The following is a 16532-nucleotide window of genomic DNA, read 5'->3' as shown; positions in this document are numbered from 1 at the left end:
CTACGCCCCTGTTGCCGCCGCTTGCTGGGGGTCCCTCCCGCTTGCGGGGGAGAAGCGAACGTAGCCGTTCTGCTCGAGTTCGTCGGCCAGCTCCGGTCCGCCGGATTCGGCGATGCGGCCGCCGACGAACACGTGCACGTACTCGGGGTGGATGTAGCGCAGGATGCGGGTGTAGTGCGTGATCAACAGGACGCCGCCGTGCTCGGACTCGGCATAGCGGTTCACGCCCTCGCTGACCACCCGCAGCGCGTCGACGTCCAGACCGGAGTCGGTCTCGTCGAGGATCGCGATCTTGGGCTTGAGCAGCTCCAGCTGCAGGATCTCGTGGCGCTTCTTCTCGCCGCCCGAGAAGCCCTCGTTGACGCTGCGCTCGGCGAACGCCGGGTCGATCTCCAGGGACGTCATCGCCCCCTTGACCTCTTTGACCCAGTGCCGCAGCTTCGGCGCCTCGCCGCGCACGGCGGTGGCCGCCGAGCGCAGGAAGTTCGACACCGATACACCGGGCACTTCTACGGGATACTGCATGGCCAGGAAGATGCCGGCCCGGGCGCGCTCGTCGACGCTCATCGCCAGCACGTCCTCGCCGTCCAGCGTGATCGAGCCCGACGTCACGCGGTACTTGGGGTGCCCGGCGATGGCGTACGACAGCGTCGACTTGCCGGAACCGTTGGGTCCCATCAACGCATGCGTCTCACCGGATTTCACGGTCAGGTCCACGCCCTTCAGGATGGGGATCTCCCGTTCCCCCTCCGGCGCGTTGGGGTCGTCGACGCTGACGTGCAGGTCCTTGATTTCCAGGGTCGTCATAGGGGTGATTTCTCCGTAAGGGCCAGTTCGTGTTCGATGGCTGCGGTCAGGCGTTCGCGCACCTCGGGCACCGCGATCTTCGAGATGATCTCCCCGAAGAACCCGCGGATCACCAGGCGGCGCGCCTGGTCCTCCGGGATGCCGCGCGAACGCAGGTAAAACAGTTGTTCGTCGTCGAAACGCCCGGTGGCGCTGGCGTGCCCGGCGCCGGCGATCTCCCCCGTCTCGATCTCGAGGTTGGGCACCGAGTCGGCGCGCGCGCCGTCGGTCAGCACCAGGTTGCGGTTCACCTCGAAGGTGTCGGTGCCGGTGGCCTCGGCGCGGATCAGCACGTCACCCACCCACACGGTGTGCGCGTCGGGCAGCGCGGAGTCCGGATCCCCCTGCAGCGCACCCTTGTACAGCACGTTCGAGCGGCAGTCGGGCTGCGCGTGGTCCACCAGCAGCCGCGACTCGAGGTGCTGCCCGTCGTCGGCGAAGTACAGCCCCAGCAGTTCGGCGTCCCCGCCGGGGCCGGAGAACCGCACATTGGCCGACATCCGCACGATCTCACCGCCCAGCGTCACCGCGACGTGCCGTAGCACCGCGTCCTTGCCGAGCCTCGCGTGGTGGGCGGACAGGTGCACCATGTCGTCGGCCCAGTCGGCGATCCATACGACCGTGAGCCGGGCGGCGTCGTCGACCACGAATTCGACGTTGTCGGCGTAGGTTCCGCTGCCCCGCTGGTCGATGATCACCACCGCCTCGGCGAGCTCCTCGACGCGGATCTGCAGATGCCCGTAGGCTACGGCGCCCTCGCCGGGTCCGGTGACGGTGACGTTGATCGGATCGGCGATCCGCTTGTCGCGGCCGACGGTGACCAGTGTCGCCGAGTTGAACGACGAAAACGCCTGGGCCGCAACCCGATCGGCGGGAGCACCGCCCAGCCCAAGCCGCTCGTCACCGCGGCGGACGGTCTCGATGTGGACACCGGGCTGTTCGCTGACATCGATGCGCGCCTTGCCGGTGGCGTTGGCCGAGCCGTCGTGCAGCCCGCGCAGCCGGCGCAGCGGGGTGAACCGCCAGAGCTCGTCGCGTCCGTGCGGAACCTCGAATGCGTCGACGTCGAACGAGGAGAACAGCTCTCCCTTGTTGATCGCAGCGGTCATCCGACCGCGCCCTCCATCTGCAACTCGATCAGCCGGTTGAGCTCCAACGCGTACTCCATCGGCAGCTCTTTCGCGATCGGCTCGACGAAGCCGCGCACCACCATGGCCATCGCCTCGTCCTCGGTCAGGCCGCGACTCATCAGGTAGAAGAGCTGATTCTCGCTGACCTTCGAGACGGTGGCCTCGTGGCCCATGGTGACGTCGTCCTCGCGGATGTCGACGTAGGGGTAGGTGTCGCTGCGGCTGATCGTATCGACCAGCAGCGCATCGCATTTCACGCTCGAGCGCGACCCGTGCGCGCCCTTGTTCACCTGCACCAGGCCGCGGTAGGAGGTGCGCCCGCCGCCGCGCGCCACCGACTTGGACACGATGTTGCTCGACGTGTTGGGCGCCAGGTGCAGCATCTTGGCGCCGGTGTCCTGGTGCTGGTCCACGCCGGCGAACGCCACCGAGAGCACCTCGCCCTTGGCGTGCTCGCCGGTCATCCAGACCGCCGGGTACTTCATGGTCACCTTCGAGCCGATGTTGCCGTCGACCCACTCCATGGTGGCGCCGGCCTCGGCCCGCGCCCGCTTGGTGACCAGGTTGTAGACGTTGCCCGACCAGTTCTGGATGGTCGTGTAGCGAACGCGCGCATTGGGTTTCACGATGATCTCGACCACCGCCGAGTGCAGCGAGTCCGACTTGTAGATCGGGGCCGTGCAGCCCTCGACGTAGTGCACGTAGGAGCCCTCGTCGGCGATGATCAGGGTCCGCTCGAACTGGCCCATGTTCTCGGTGTTGATCCGGAAGTAGGCCTGCAGCGGGATGTCGACGTGCACGCCCGGCGGCACGTAGATGAACGACCCGCCGCTCCACACCGCGGTGTTCAGCGCGGAGAACTTGTTGTCCCCCGCCGGGATCACGGTGCCGAAGTACTCCTTGAAGATCTCCGGGTGCTTGCGCAGGCCCGTGTCGGTGTCGAGGAAGATAACCCCTTGCGCCTCAAGGTCTTCGCGGATCTGGTGGTAGACGACCTCGGACTCGTACTGGGCCGCCACGCCGGCCACCAGGCGCTGCTTCTCGGCCTCCGGAATGCCCAGCCGGTCGTAGGTGTTGCGGATGTCCTCCGGGAGGTCGTCCCACGTCGCGGCCTGCTTCTCCGTGGAGCGCACGAAGTACTTGATGTTGTCGAAGTCGATGCCCTCGAGGTTGGAGCCCCACGTCGGCATCGGCTTGCGGTCGAAGATCCGCAACGCCTTGAGCCGGGTCTGCAGCATCCACTCGGGCTCGTTCTTCTTCGCCGAGATGTCGCGCACCACCGCCTCGGACAGCCCGCGCTGCGCGCTGGCGCCGGCGACGTCGGAGTCCGCCCAGCCGTAGCCGTACCGGCCCAGGGAGGCGATGGCCTCCTCCTGGGTCAGCGGCGCGGCTGCAGTCTTGCTGGCCTCGGGCGTGAGGGTCATAACGACGCTCCTTCGATGCTGGTGGTTTCGCGACGCGGGCTGGGCGCCTTGGAAACCGGAACAGTAAGTGGTACGTGGGTGGTGCAGGCGCAGTTTCCGTTGACGATGGTCGCCAACCGCTGCACGTGGGTTCCGAGCACCTCGGCCATGGCCTGCTGCTCGGCCTCACACAATTCGGGGAATTCCTCGGCGACGTGCGACACGGGGCAGTGGTGCTGGCAGATCTGCACCCCATGGATCGGCCCGCCGACCCGGGCCGTGGTGGCCACGTAGCCCGCCTTGCTCAGCGCGCCGGCGACCCGCTCGGCGGCGGCCTCGACCGCCGCGTCGTCGGGACTGTCCGCCGCTTGGACGTCGCCCAGGATCGCGTCGATGCGGCGCCGGGCGAACGTGCGGACGGCGTCCTCCCCGCCGATTTCCCGCAGTTGGCGCATCGCCGCGGCCGCCAGGTCGTCGTAGGCGTGGTCGAGCTTGGCCCGGCCCGCCGCCGTCAGCCGGAAGCGCTTGGCGGGGCGCCCGCGGCCCGCCTGTTGCCACGCGGCGGGGGCCACCGACTCGGCGTCCCCCGCGTCGATCAGCGCGTCGAGGTGGCGGCGCACGCCGGCGGGCGTCAGGCCCAGCCGGTCGCCGATCTCAACGGCGGTGATGGATCCGGATTCCAGCAGCAGGCGCACGATGGCGCGCCGGGTGTGACCATCCGGAACCGCGGCGCCGGCCGCGGTTGCCTCGTCGAGGCTGGTTCGGATTTTCACAACACCAGTGTGACGCAATTCCGGGGATCGGTCTACCAAGGCTCCCCTGTCCGCACGTTGCGCTGGTCACACTCGTGCAACGCTCGGCGACCCGCGGCGCCCGGCTACGCCGCGCTTGCAATCGCCGCAGGGCCGGACGGCTACGCTGCTCTGATGGCAGCGCGCCACCACACGCTGAGCTCGTCGATCGCCAGCCTGCACGGCGACGAGCAAGCGGTGGGTTCGCCGCTGAACGATACCGAGCTCACCACGCTGCGCCGCACCCGGCTGTTCGGCGCCACCGGCACCGTCCTGATGGCGATCGGCGCGCTGGGCGCCGGGGCCCGGCCCGTCGTGCAGGACCCCACCTTCGGGGTCCGGCTGCTCAACCTGCCGTCGCGCATCCAGACCGTGTCGCTGACGATGACGACGACCGGGGCGGTCATGATGGCCCTCGCCTGGCTGATGCTCGGCCGGTTCGCGCTCGGCAAACGGCGGATGTCGCGCGGCGACCTGGACCGCACCCTGCTGCTGTGGGTGCTGCCCTTGTTGCCCGCGCCGCCGATGTACAGCAAGGACGTCTACTCCTACCTGGCCCAGAGCCAGATCTCGCTGGAGGGGCTCGACCCGTACAAGGTGGGTCCGGCCTCGGGGCTCGGCTTGGGGCACGTGTTCACGCTGTCGGTCCCCACCCTGTGGCGCGAGACGCCGGCGCCCTACGGTCCCTTGTTCCTGTGGATCGGACGCGGGATCTCGTCGATCACCGGGGAAAACATCGTCGCCGCGGTGCTCTGCCACCGCATCGTCGTGCTGGCCGGCGTGGGCCTGATCGTCTGGGCCACCCCCCGGCTGGCCCGGCGGTGCGGCGTCGCCGAGGTCAGCGCCCTGTGGCTGGGCGCGGCCAATCCGCTGCTGATCATGCACCTGGTCGCCGGCGTGCACAACGAGGCGCTGATGCTCGGACTGATGCTGGCCGGCGCCGAGTTCGCGCTGCGCGGCATTGACTCTCCGCGGCTGTTTCCCGCGTCGTGGCGGCCGGGCTCGGGCTGGGAACCGCTGGCGATGCTCCTCTTCGGAGCGATCCTGATCACGCTGTCGTCGCAGGTGAAGCTGCCGTCGCTGCTGGCGCTCGGCTTCGTCACGATGGCGTTGGCCTACCGCTGTGGCGGCAGCGTGCGGGCCCTGCTGCTGTCCGGCGGCGCCATGGCGGGGCTGTCGCTGGCCGTGACGGCCCTCGTCGGCTGGGCCAGCGGGCTCGGGTTCGGCTGGATCTACACCCTGGGCACCGCCAACGTCGTGCGCAGCTGGATGTCGCCGCCGACGCTGCTGGCGCTCGGGACCGGGCAGGTGGGGATTCTCCTGGGCCTGGGCGACCACACCACCGCGGTGCTGGGGCTCACCCGTGCCATCGGTGTGCTGATCATCACCGTGATGGTGGCTTGGCTGCTGGTGGCGGTCTTCCGCGGCCGGTTGCACCCGATCGGCGGCCTGGGCGTCGCACTGGGCATCACCGTGCTGCTGTTTCCCGTTGTGCAGCCGTGGTATCTGCTGTGGGCGATCATCCCGCTGGCCGCGTGGGCCACCCGCACCGGCTTCCGCGTGGCGGTCATCGTGATCACCCTGATCGTGGGAATCTTCGGCCCCACCGCCAACGGCGACCGGTTCGCGCTGTTTCAGATCGTGGACGCCACCCTGGCGAGCAGCGTCATCGTGCTCGGGCTGATCGCACTGACCTACACCCGCCTGCCGTGGCGCCAGCTCCCGCCGATGAGCCCAGACAGCAACGGGGAGGCGGTCATTGCGCCACCCGCCCCGGTGGCCGCCGAGACCCCCAGTTCCGAAGCGGCACCCGACGCCTACGCTGATTCCACGTGAGCACGCTCCCCGGAACGCCCGACACGGTGGTGCGGCTGCGCGGGGTCACCAAGCGCTACGGGTCCGGCGCGGCCGCCATCGAGGCCGTCGCCAACCTCGATCTGGAGGTGCGCGCGGCCGAGGTGCTCGCGCTGCTCGGCCCCAACGGCGCCGGCAAGACCACGACGGTCGAGATGTGCGAGGGCTTCGTGCGCCCCGACGCGGGCACCATCGAGGTGCTCGGCCTGGACCCGATCGCCGACAACGCCCGCCTTCGCGCACGCATCGGGGTGATGTTGCAGGGCGGCGGCGGCTATCCCGCGGCGCGCGCCGACGAAATGCTCAACCTGGTGGCCTCCTACGCCGCCGACCCCCTGGATCCGGCGTGGCTGCTCGACACGCTGGGCCTCACCGACGCGGCCCGCACCACCTATCGGCGGCTCTCCGGCGGCCAGCAGCAACGGCTCGCGCTGGCCTGTGCGCTCGTCGGCCGCCCCGAACTGGTGTTTCTCGACGAGCCCACCGCGGGCATGGACGCCCACGCGCGGCTGCTGGTCTGGGAGCTGATCGACGCACTGCGCCGCGACGGCGTGACGGTGGTGCTGACCACACACCAGCTCAGAGAGGCCGAGGAGCTCGCCGACCGCCTGGTCATCATCGACCACGGCGTGACGGTCGCCTCGGGCACACCGACGGAGCTCATGCGCGCCGGCGCCAAAGACCAGCTGCGGTTCAGCGCGCCCCCGCGCCTCGAGCTGACCCTGCTGGCCTCCGCCCTCCCCGAGGACTACAAGGTCACCGAGGTGACCCCGGGCGAGTACCTGGTCGAGGGCCCGGTCGACCCGCAGGTGCTGGCGACGGTGACGGCGTGGTGCGCACAGATCGACGTGCTGGCCACCGACATGCGCGTCGAGCAACGCAGCCTCGAGGACGTCTTCCTCGACCTCACCGGCAGGAAGTTGCGGCCTTGACAGACAACAAGACCGAAACCGGCGTCTTTCCCGCGGGGACCTTCACCCCCGACCCGCGGCCCAACGCGGTGCCCCGGATGCTCGCCGCGCAGTACGGCCTCGAGCTCAAGCTGCTGCTGCGCAACGGCGAGCAACTGCTGCTCACCATGTTCATCCCGATCACGCTGCTGATCGGGCTGACGCTGCTGCCCTTCGGCTCGTTCGGGCACAACCGCGCCGCCACCTTCGTTCCGCCGATCATGGCCCTGGCCGTCATCTCGACCGCGTTCACCGGGCAGGCCATCGCGGTCGCGTTCGATCGCCGCTACGGGGCGCTCAAACGGCTCGGCGCCACCCCGCTGCCGGTCTGGGGCATCATCGCGGGCAAGTCACTGGCGGTGGTGACCGTCGTGTTCTTGCAGGCAATCCTGTTGGGCGCCATCGGGTTTGCGCTAGGCTGGCGGCCGGCCCCGGCGGCGTTGCTGTTGGGCGCGGCGGTCATCGCGCTGGGCACCGCGGGCTTCGCGGCCCTCGGGCTGTTGCTCGGCGGGACGCTGCGGGCCGAGATCGTGCTCGCGGTCGCCAACCTGATGTGGTTCGTGTTCGCGGGGCTGGGCGCGCTGACCCTGGAAACCGGGATGATCCCGGTCGGGGTCAAGTGGGCGGCCCGGCTCACCCCGTCGGGCGCGCTGACCGAGGCGCTGTCGCAGGCGATGGCCTTGTCGGTGGACTGGTTCGGCGTCGTCGTCCTGGCGGTGTGGGGCGCGACGGCGGCGCTGGCCGCGCGGCGCTGGTTCCGCTTCACCTGACGCGGGGGCGGCTCGCGTGGCCGCGACACGTAAACGTTTGCGACGACACGCCGGCGCGCGTGTGCGAGGTTTATATCTGGGCGCCGGCGGACCGTACTACAGCCCGTAGTTTTCGTTGGCTTACCATCGGGCGGTGCCCGGACGAACGCTGCGGCGGTTGGTCGACCTGCTCCCCGACCCGAGCCTGCGCGTCCAGCGGGCCGTCGCCGCGCTCGTCATCCTGACCCAGGGCGGCATCGCCGTCACCGGCGCGATCGTGCGCGTCACCGCGTCGGGCCTGGGTTGCCCCACCTGGCCGCAGTGCTTCCCGGGCAGCTTCACCCCGGTGGCCCACGCGGAGGTGCCGCGGATTCATCAGGCCGTCGAGTTCGGCAACCGGATGATCACCTTCGCGGTGGTGATCGCCGCCGTGCTGGCCGTGCTGGCCGTGACCCGGGCTCGCCGTCGCACCGAGGTCCTGGTCTACGCGTGGCTGATGCCGGTGTCGACGGTGGTGCAGGCGGTGATCGGCGGCATCACCGTCCGCACCGGGCTGTTGTGGTGGACGGTGGCCATCCACCTGCTGACGTCGATGACGATGGTGTGGCTGTCGGTGCTGCTCTACGTCAAGATCGGCGAACCCGACGCTGGGGTGGCCCGCGACCGGGTGGCGCGGCCGCTGCGCGCGCTGACCGCGCTGAGCGCGCTGAACCTGGCGGCCGTGCTGGTCACCGGCACGCTCGTCACCGCCGCCGGCCCGCACGCCGGCGACCGCAGCCCCAGCCGGACGGTGCCGCGGCTCGAGGTCGAGATCACCACGCTGGTGCACGCGCACTCGTCGCTGCTGGTCTCCTACCTGGCGCTGCTGGTCGGGTTGGGCTTCGGGCTGCTGGCGGTGCGCGCCGCCCGGCCCATCCTGCTGCGGCTCGGCGTGCTGCTCGCGCTGGTGTGCGCGCAGGCCGCGGTCGGCACCGCGCAGTACTTCACCGGCGTGCCCGCCGCGCTCGTCGCGGTGCACGTCGCCGGTGCGGCGGCCTGCACCGCCGCGACGGCGGCGCTATGGGCCTCGATGCGAGAGCGGGCCCAGCCCCAGGCGCTCGCAGGCTGACTCCACGCCCAGCGCGAACTCGCGCTGGGCGTGCTCACGCGTGTCGATGTCAAGGTGCGACCAACCCAGCGACGGCGCCACGAGGTCGAGGCGCACCAGCCGATCGCCCGCCAGGTCGGCGCGCGCATACAGCAGCTCGCGCGTTCGCATTCCGCAGCGTCGCGCGGCCGAGGCGATCGCGGCGTAACCGAGGTCCCACGACTCGAACTCCGGCTCGACCGGCCAGGCGTGCGACCGCTCCCCGCTCAGAAAGATCAACGCCGAGTCCGCCGTCCCGCCCGGGGCCGTCGGCACGCCGTCGTCCTGCAGGTCGCGCAGGTAGCGCACGCCGAGGTTCCACGCGACGGCGTCGGGCGGGTTGAGCAGGTGGCGCACGCGGCGGATCCAGCCGAGGAATTCGTCGCGCCGATCGCCGGCGGTGGCGCGCAGTATCACCAGGTCGGCGCCGAGTGTGTCGGGATCGTCCCAGGGCAGCCAGCGGGCGTGCAGCCCGCGCTTTCGCAGCGCGGCCGGCAGCCCGGCGTCGTCGCGGTATCGCGGACCGGCCGCCAGCACGATCCGCGGATGGAAGACGTCCGGTCGGGCCAGCTTCATGCCCGGGCATGATATCCCCATGTACGCAATCGAAATCAGCGAAACCGGCGGCCCCGAAGTCCTGCGCTACGTCGACGTCCCCGAACCCACGCCCGGTCCCGGCGAGGTCTTGATCAAGGCCGAGGCGATCGGCGTCAACTACATCGACACCTATTTCCGCTCCGGTCAGTACCCGCGGGAGTTGCCGTTCATCCTCGGCCAGGAGACCTCCGGCACCGTCGTCGCCACCGGCGACGGGGTCGACGGGTTCAGCGCGGGCGACCGGGTGGGCACCGCCGCCGCAATGTCCGGTGGATACGCCGAATTCGCCACCGCCCCGGCGTCTTTGACCGCGAAGGTGCCCGACGGCGTGACGTCCGACGTGGCGGCCTCGGTGATGCTGAAGGGCCTGACGGCGCACTATTTGCTGAAGTCGGTGTATCCGGTGCAAAGCGGGGACACGGTGCTGGTGCACGCCGGCGCCGGGGGCGTCGGGCTGATCCTGACGCAGTGGGCCCGGCTGCTCGGCGCGCGGGTCATCACCACGGTCTCCACGCCTGAGAAGGCGCGGATGTCGAAGGAGGCCGGCGCCGACGAGGTGCTCTCCTACCCCGACGACGCGGAACAGTTCGGCAAGCGGATCCGCGAGTTGACGGGCGGCGCGGGGGTGGCGGCGGTGTACGACGGTGTGGGCAAGACCACGTTCGACGCCAGCCTGGCCAGCCTGGCCGTCCGCGGCACCCTGGCGCTGTTCGGTGCGGCCAGCGGGCCCGTCCCGCCTTTCGACCCGCAGCGCCTCAACGCCGCCGGGTCGGTGTTCTTGACCCGGCCGTCGCTGGCGCACTTCATCCGGACCGGCGACGAGTTTCATTGGCGCGCAGGCGAACTCTTCGACGCGATCGCCGCCGGCGGCCTCACGATCGAAGTGGGTGGCCGGTACCCGCTGGCCGAAGCGGCCCGGGCGCATCAGGACCTGCAGGGCCGCAAGACGACGGGCTCGATCGTGCTGTTGCCCTAGCTTTCAGAGCGCGAGCAGACGCAAAAGCCCTCTTTTCGGGGCGGAATGAGGGGCTTTTGCGACTGCTCGGCGATCGACTAGAGCAGCGTCGGCAGCGCGACGACGGAGTCGACCGCCAGCGCGCAGAAGACCACCGCCAGGTAGTTGTTCGACTGCAGGAACAGCCGCAACGGCTTGACCGGCTCGCCCCCGCGCACGCTCGCGTAGAGCTGGTGGGCCATCGCCAGGAACCACGCCCCGGCCACGAAGGCGACCGCCGCGTACAGCCAGCCGGTCGCCAGCGCGAGCGCCAGCGTCGCGAGCACCGTCAGCCAGGTGTAGATCAGGATCTGCTTGGTGACCTGACGCTCGGTCGCCACCGCGGGCAGCATCGGGACCCCGGCCGCCTTGTAGTCGTCCTTGTAGCGCATCGCCAGCGCCCAGGTGTGCGGCGGCGTCCAGAAGAAGATGACCGCGAACATCACCAGCGCCGGCCAGCCGATGGTGCCGGTGACGGCCGACCAGCCGATCATCACCGGCATGCAACCGGCCGCCCCGCCCCACACGACGTTTTGCGACGTGCGGCGCTTGAGCAACAGCGTGTAGACGAACACGTAGAACGCGATGGTGGCGACGGCGAGCAGCCCGGACAGCAGGTTCGTCGTCCACCAGAGCCAGAAGAACGAACCAACGCTGAGCACCAGCCCCAGCACCAGGGCGTTGCGCGTCGGCACCGCGGCCCGCGCCAGCGGCCGGCGCGCGGTGCGCTTCATCACCTTGTCGATGTCGGCGTCGGCCACGCAGTTGAGCGTGTTGGCGCCGCCGGCGGCCAGCATTCCGCCGATCAGGGTGTCGAGGATCAGCAGCGGGTTCACGGTCCCGCGGTGGGCGAGCAGCATGGCGGGTATCGCGGTGACGAGCAGCAGTTCGATGACGCGCGGCTTGGTCAGCGCCAGGTACGCCAGCACTGTGCCGATGGCCCCGCCCCGCACCGGGCCGCTCTCGGGCCCGGCTTGTCGCCGGGCGGCGCCATGGCCTCGGCTCGGTGCTTCTCGACTCGGCGCGACGCGCCCGCGAACGCTCACGCATTAACTCCTCGGGGTCGCAGCAGCGCGCAGCATCTACTACGCACGATGGTAGACCGCGGGCCACCGGCAGCCGACCCGCAGGGTCCATTCAGGCAGATTCTTCCGAGAATTCCGAACGAATTGCAAAGCGCAGGCAACGGGCGCGTATTTTCGCACCGCCCGGCCGCGGGTACCCGGATCCTGCACTGCATTAGCCGGCGCTCCCGCACTAGGGTGGGATTGATCAGCTCGATGACCCCAAGGACAGAGTCTTGACCACACTCGAAGAGATCTCCACGCTGACCCAACCGCACCTGCCCGACGACTGGACCGAGATCGATTCGGCTGCGGTTGACACGATCCGGGTGCTCGCCGCCGACGCGGTGCAAAAAGTCGGCAACGGTCATCCGGGGACGGCGATGAGCCTGGCCCCGCTGGCCTACACCCTGTTTCAGCGCACGATGCGCCACGACCCCAGCGACACCTACTGGCTGGGCCGCGACCGGTTCGTGCTGTCGGCCGGGCACAGCAGCCTGACGCTGTACATCCAGCTGTACCTCGGCGGGTTCGGTCTGGAGCTCTCGGACATCGAATCGCTGCGCACCTGGGGGTCCAAGACGCCCGGGCACCCGGAGTTCCGGCACACCAAGGGCGTTGAGATCACCACCGGCCCGCTGGGCCAGGGCCTGGCGTCGTCGGTCGGGATGGCGATGGCGTCGCGCTACGAGCGCGGCCTGTTCGATCCGGACGCCGAGCCGGGCACCAGCCCGTTCGATCACTTCATCTTCGTGATCGCCTCCGACGGGGACATCGAGGAGGGGGTGACGTCCGAGGCGTCGTCGCTGGCGGCCGTGCAGCAGCTGGGCAACCTCATCGTGTTCTACGACCACAACCAGATCTCGATCGAGGACGACACCAACATCGCGCTGTGCGAGGACACCGCGGCGCGCTACGAGGCCTACGGCTGGCACGTGCAGCGGGTCGAGGGCGGCGAGAACGTCGTCGGCATCGAGGAGGCCATCGCCAACGCCAAGGCCGTCACCGACCGGCCGTCGTTCATCGAGCTGCGCACCATCATCGGCTACCCGGCGCCCAAGCTGATGAACACCGGGAAGGCCCACGGCGCGGCCCTCGGCGACGAGGAGGTCGCGGCCGTCAAGAAGATCCTCGGCTTCGACCCCGACAAGAACTTCGAGGTGCGCGACGACGTCATCGCCCACACCCGCAAGCTGGTGGACCGGGGCAAGGAAGCTCACGAGAAGTGGCAAACCGAGTTCGACGCGTGGGCGCAGCGCGAACCCGACCGCAAGGCGCTGCTGGACCGGTTGACGGCCGAGCAGCTGCCCGACGGCTGGGACGCGGACGTCCCGGCCTGGACGCCGGAAGACAAGCCCCTGGCCACCCGCGCGGCGTCCGGCAAGGTGCTGAACGCGGTGGGCCCGAAGCTGCCCGAGTTGTGGGGCGGCTCGGCCGACCTGGCGGGCAGCAACAACACCACCATGGACAACGTCAAATCGTTTGGGCCGCCGTCGATTTCGACGAAGGATTACACCGCCGACTGGTACGGCCGCACCCTGCACTTCGGCGTTCGTGAGCACGCGATGGGCGCCATCCTGTCCGGCATCGTGCTGCACGGCCCGACCCGCGCCTACGGCGGCACGTTCCTGCAGTTCTCCGACTACATGCGCCCGGCGGTGCGGCTGGCCTCGCTGATGGACATCGACACCATCTACGTCTGGACCCACGATTCGATCGGCCTGGGCGAGGACGGCCCGACGCATCAGCCCATCGAACACCTGGCGGCGCTGCGCGCCATCCCGAACCTGTCGGTGGTGCGCCCGGCCGACGCCAACGAGACGGCCTACGCCTGGCGCACGATCCTGGCCCGCGGCAACGGCAGCGGACCGGTCGGCCTGATCCTGACCCGCCAGGGCGTCCCGGTGCTGGAGGGCACCAGCTTCGAGGGCGTCGGGCGGGGCGGTTACATCCTCGGCGACGACGGCGGCGACGAGCCCGACGTCGTGCTGATCGGCACCGGCTCCGAGGTTCAGCTCGCGGTCGAGGCGCGAAACCTGTTGGCCGACAGGGACATCGTCGCCCGCGTGGTGTCGATGCCGTGCGTGGAGTGGTTCGAGTCGCAGCCCGAGGAGTACCGGGACAGCGTGCTGCCACCGTCGGTGTCGGCGCGGGTGGCCGTCGAGGCCGGGGTCGCGCAGTCCTGGCACAAGCTGGTCGGCGACACCGGCAGGATCGTGTCGATCGAGCACTACGGCGAATCGGCCGACTACAAGACGTTGTTCCGTGAATTCGGCTTTACCGCCGAAGCCGTCGCTGCCGCCGCGGAACAGGTAGTGGACAACTGAGAAAGGGTGATTCACATGGCCGGTCAGAACCCTAACCTCGCGGCGCTGAGCGCGGCGGGAGTATCGGTGTGGCTGGATGACTTGTCGCGCGAGCGGCTGCAGTCGGGCAACCTGCAGGAGCTGATCGACACCAAGAGCGTTGTCGGCGTGACCACCAACCCGTCGATCTTCCAGAAGGCGTTCGCCGAGGGCGATTCCTACAACGGTCAGATCGCCGAGCTCGCCGAGCGCGGCGCCGACGTCGACGCCACCGTGCGCACGGTGACCACCGACGACGTGCGCAGCGCGTGCGATGTGCTGCGTCCCCAGTGGGAGGGCTCCGACGGGGTCGACGGCCGGGTGTCCATCGAGGTCGACCCGCGGCTGGCCGCCGACACCGACAAGACCGTTGCGCAGGCCGTCGAGCTGTGGAAGATCGTCGATCGGCCCAACCTGTTCATCAAGATCCCGGCGACCGAAGCCGGCATCCCGGCCATCACTTCCGTTCTGGCGGAAGGGATTTCGGTCAACGTCACGCTGATCTTCTCCGTCGAGCGGCACCGCGCGGTGATGGACGCCTACCTGGCCGGGCTGGAGAAGGCCCGCGAAGCCGGCCACGACCTGTCCAAGATCCATTCGGTGGCGTCGTTCTTCGTGTCGCGGGTGGACACCGAGGTCGACAAGCGGCTGGAGAAGATCGGATCGGAGGAGGCGCTCGGGCTGCGCGGCAAGGCCGGGGTGGCCAATGCCCGGTTGGCGTATGCCGCCTACGAGGAGGTCTTCAAGGGCGGTGATCGCTACGCGGCGCTCAAGTCCGACGGCGCGCGGGTGCAGCGCCCGCTGTGGGCCTCCACGGGCGTCAAGAACCCCGACTACTCCGACACGCTCTACGTCACCGAGCTGGTAGCGCCGAACACGGTCAACACCATGCCGGAGAAGACGATTGACGCCGTCGCCGATCACGGCGACATCAAGGGCGACACCGTCACCGGCACCGCTTCGGCCGCCCAGGAGGTGTTCGACAAGCTGGCCGGCGTCGGCGTCGACCTGACCGATGTCTTCATCGTCCTGGAGAAAGAGGGCGTGGACAAGTTCGTGGAGTCCTGGTCGGAGCTGCTGGAAGAGACACAGAAGCAACTGGACTCCAACGGCAAATGACGCCTGCGAACTCGAAAGCGGACCCTCGGGGGGGCGCCACGCCGTGGCGGAACCCGTTGCGGGACAAGCAGGACAAGCGTCTGCCCAGGATCGCCGGCCCGTGCGGCATGGTGATCTTCGGCGTCACCGGCGACCTGGCCCGTAAGAAGGTGATGCCGGCGATCTACGACCTCGCCAATCGCGGGCTGCTGCCGCCGACCTTCTCGCTGGTGGGCTTCGCCCGCCGGGACTGGCAGACCCAGGACTTCCGCAAGGTGGTCTACCAGGCCGTCAAGGAGCACTGCCGCACGCCGTTCCGGGAGGAGAACTGGGAGCGGCTGGCCGAGGGATTCCGTTTCGTGCCGGGCGCTTTCGACGACGACGAGGCGTTCGCCCGGCTCGCCGAGACGCTGGAGAAGCTCGACGCCGAGCGCGGCACCGGCGGCAACCACGCCTTCTACCTGGCGATCCCACCGAACGCCTTCCCGGTGGTGTGCGAGCAGCTGCACAAGTCCGGTCTGGCCCGGCCGCAGGGCGACCGGTGGAGCCGGGTGGTCATCGAAAAGCCGTTCGGCCACGACCTGGATAGCGCCCGCGAGCTGAACAAAACCGTCAACGCCGTCTTCCCGGAGGAGGCGGTGTTCCGCATCGACCACTACCTGGGCAAGGAGACGGTCCGCAACATCCTGGCGCTGCGATTCGCCAACCAGTTGTTCGACCCGATCTGGAACGCCCACTACGTCGACCACGTGCAGATCACCATGGCCGAGGACATCGGGCTGGGCGGCCGGGCCGGCTACTACGACGGCATCGGCGCCGCCCGCGACGTCATCCAGAACCACCTGATGCAGCTGCTGGCGCTGACCGCGATGGAGGAGCCGGTGAGCTTCAATCCGGCTGCGCTGCAGACCGAGAAGATCAAGGTGCTCTCGGCGACGCAGCTCGCCGAACCGCTCGACGAGACCACCAGCCGCGGCCAGTACACCGGCGGCTGGCAGGGCGGCGAGAAGGTCGTCGGGCTGCTGGACGAGGAGGGGTTTTCCAAAGACTCCACCACCGAGACGTTCGCCGCGATCACGCTCGAGGTCGACACCCGCCGCTGGGCGGGCGTGCCGTTCTACTTGCGCACCGGAAAACGCCTGGGCCGCAGGGTGACCGAGATCGCCCTGATCTTCAAGCGCGCGCCGCACCTGCCGTTCGACGCCACAATGACCGACGAGCTGGGCGCCAACGCCATGGTCATCCGCGTGCAGCCCGACGAGGGCACAACGCTGCGGTTCGGCTCCAAGGTGCCGGGCACCGCGATGGAGGTCCGCGACGTCAACATGGACTTCTCTTACGGCTCGGCATTCGCCGAGGAATCACCGGAGGCCTATGAGCAGCTGATCCTCGACGTGCTGCTGGGCGAGCCGTCGCTGTTCCCGGTGAACGAAGAGGTCGAATTGGCCTGGGAGATACTGGATCCCGTGCTGGAGAACTGGGCGTCGCACGGCAAGCCCGACCCGTACGAGGCCGGCACCTGGGGTCCGGAGTCGGCGTTCGAGATGCTGCGCCGCACGGGCCGGGAATGGCGGCGGCCATGATC

The 16532-nt window shown here is 69.5% G+C and carries 14 protein-coding genes; 8 read left to right on the top strand and 6 right to left on the bottom strand.

Annotated elements, in window-relative coordinates:
• Genes sufC through A5705_RS04605 form a run of 4 tightly spaced genes read right to left on the bottom strand, consistent with a single transcriptional unit; the run spans window position 1 to window position 4191 of the window.
• Window positions 1-807, bottom strand: a complete 807-nt coding sequence (gene sufC / locus A5705_RS04620; protein WP_067880906.1) for a Fe-S cluster assembly ATPase SufC — start codon at window positions 805-807, stop codon at window positions 1-3.
• Window positions 804-1955, bottom strand: coding sequence for a Fe-S cluster assembly protein SufD (gene sufD / locus A5705_RS04615; protein WP_067880903.1), 1152 nt, complete (start codon window positions 1953-1955; stop codon window positions 804-806). Before sufD ends, sufC begins: the two co-directional genes overlap by 4 nt.
• The gene (sufB, locus tag A5705_RS04610) at window positions 1952-3400 is read right to left on the bottom strand and encodes a Fe-S cluster assembly protein SufB (RefSeq protein ID WP_067880900.1); all 1449 of its coding nucleotides are present in this window, start codon (window positions 3398-3400) and stop codon (window positions 1952-1954) included. The genes sufD and sufB overlap by 4 nt, the downstream gene beginning before the upstream one ends.
• Complete coding sequence (locus A5705_RS04605) at window positions 3397-4191, bottom strand: metalloregulator ArsR/SmtB family transcription factor (RefSeq protein WP_082956295.1); 795 nt, start codon at window positions 4189-4191, stop codon at window positions 3397-3399. Before A5705_RS04605 ends, sufB begins: the two co-directional genes overlap by 4 nt.
• Window positions 4192-4305: 114 nt before the next feature.
• On the opposite strand from A5705_RS04605, the gene mptB reads away from it, so the two are divergent.
• The 4 genes from mptB (at window position 4306) to A5705_RS04585 (ending at window position 8831) form a co-directional block, all read left to right on the top strand.
• Window positions 4306-6006, top strand: coding sequence for a polyprenol phosphomannose-dependent alpha 1,6 mannosyltransferase MptB (mptB, locus tag A5705_RS04600; RefSeq protein ID WP_067880893.1), 1701 nt, complete (start codon window positions 4306-4308; stop codon window positions 6004-6006).
• Complete coding sequence (locus tag A5705_RS04595) at window positions 6003-6956, top strand: ABC transporter ATP-binding protein (protein WP_156763029.1); 954 nt, start codon at window positions 6003-6005, stop codon at window positions 6954-6956. Before mptB ends, A5705_RS04595 begins: the two co-directional genes overlap by 4 nt.
• Window positions 6957-7033: 77 nt before the next feature.
• Window positions 7034-7744, top strand: a complete 711-nt coding sequence (locus A5705_RS04590; protein ID WP_231982364.1) for an ABC transporter permease — start codon at window positions 7034-7036, stop codon at window positions 7742-7744.
• A 133-nt stretch (window positions 7745-7877) separates the two neighbouring features.
• Window positions 7878-8831, top strand: a complete 954-nt coding sequence (locus A5705_RS04585) for a heme A synthase (protein ID WP_068275723.1) — start codon at window positions 7878-7880, stop codon at window positions 8829-8831.
• Here the strand turns inward: A5705_RS04585 and A5705_RS04580 are convergent.
• The gene (locus tag A5705_RS04580; protein WP_068275718.1) at window positions 8781-9425 is read right to left on the bottom strand and encodes a hypothetical protein; all 645 of its coding nucleotides are present in this window, start codon (window positions 9423-9425) and stop codon (window positions 8781-8783) included. The two genes, A5705_RS04585 and A5705_RS04580, sit on opposite strands and share 51 nt — an antisense overlap.
• Window positions 9426-9444: 19 nt before the next feature.
• Here A5705_RS04580 and A5705_RS04575 point away from each other — a divergent pair, with 19 nt between their 5' ends.
• Complete coding sequence (locus tag A5705_RS04575; RefSeq protein WP_068275715.1) at window positions 9445-10422, top strand: quinone oxidoreductase; 978 nt, start codon at window positions 9445-9447, stop codon at window positions 10420-10422.
• Between the two features lie 77 nt (window positions 10423-10499).
• On the opposite strand, the gene A5705_RS04570 is transcribed toward A5705_RS04575, so the two are convergent.
• Window positions 10500-11486, bottom strand: coding sequence for a heme o synthase (locus tag A5705_RS04570; protein ID WP_082956294.1), 987 nt, complete (start codon window positions 11484-11486; stop codon window positions 10500-10502).
• A gap of 254 nt (window positions 11487-11740) precedes the next feature.
• On the opposite strand from A5705_RS04570, the gene tkt reads away from it, so the two are divergent.
• Genes tkt through zwf form a run of 3 tightly spaced genes read left to right on the top strand, consistent with a single transcriptional unit; the run spans window position 11741 to window position 16530 of the window.
• Window positions 11741-13831 (top strand): transketolase, encoded by a 2091-nt coding sequence (gene tkt / locus A5705_RS04565; protein WP_067880873.1) that lies wholly within the window; start codon window positions 11741-11743, stop codon window positions 13829-13831.
• A gap of 15 nt (window positions 13832-13846) precedes the next feature.
• Window positions 13847-14968 (top strand): transaldolase, encoded by a 1122-nt coding sequence (tal, locus tag A5705_RS04560; RefSeq protein WP_067880870.1) that lies wholly within the window; start codon window positions 13847-13849, stop codon window positions 14966-14968.
• The gene (zwf, locus tag A5705_RS04555) at window positions 14965-16530 is read left to right on the top strand and encodes a glucose-6-phosphate dehydrogenase (protein ID WP_068275709.1); all 1566 of its coding nucleotides are present in this window, start codon (window positions 14965-14967) and stop codon (window positions 16528-16530) included. The genes tal and zwf overlap by 4 nt, the downstream gene beginning before the upstream one ends.
• Window positions 16531-16532: the final 2 nt, after the last annotated feature.

The sequence above is a fragment of the Mycobacterium sp. E787 genome, from assembly GCF_001668725.1.
Classification (GTDB): Bacteria; Actinomycetota; Actinomycetes; order Mycobacteriales; family Mycobacteriaceae; genus Mycobacterium.
This window is presented reverse-complemented; position numbering and strand designations above follow the sequence as displayed.

Coding starts and splice junctions, on each gene's coding strand:
- sufB (WP_067880900.1), bottom strand. CDS start 3,400: ATGACCCTCACGCCCGAGGCCAGCAAGACTGCAGCCGCGCCGCTGACC.
- sufD (WP_067880903.1), bottom strand. CDS start 1,955: ATGACCGCTGCGATCAACAAGGGAGAGCTGTTCTCCTCGTTCGACGTC.
- tal (WP_067880870.1), top strand. CDS start 13,847: ATGGCCGGTCAGAACCCTAACCTCGCGGCGCTGAGCGCGGCGGGAGTA.
- zwf (WP_068275709.1), top strand. CDS start 14,965: ATGACGCCTGCGAACTCGAAAGCGGACCCTCGGGGGGGCGCCACGCCG.
- mptB (WP_067880893.1), top strand. CDS start 4,306: ATGGCAGCGCGCCACCACACGCTGAGCTCGTCGATCGCCAGCCTGCAC.
- A5705_RS04580 (WP_068275718.1), bottom strand. CDS start 9,425: ATGAAGCTGGCCCGACCGGACGTCTTCCATCCGCGGATCGTGCTGGCG.
- sufC (WP_067880906.1), bottom strand. CDS start 807: ATGACGACCCTGGAAATCAAGGACCTGCACGTCAGCGTCGACGACCCC.
- A5705_RS04575 (WP_068275715.1), top strand. CDS start 9,445: ATGTACGCAATCGAAATCAGCGAAACCGGCGGCCCCGAAGTCCTGCGC.
- A5705_RS04590 (WP_231982364.1), top strand. CDS start 7,034: ATGCTCGCCGCGCAGTACGGCCTCGAGCTCAAGCTGCTGCTGCGCAAC.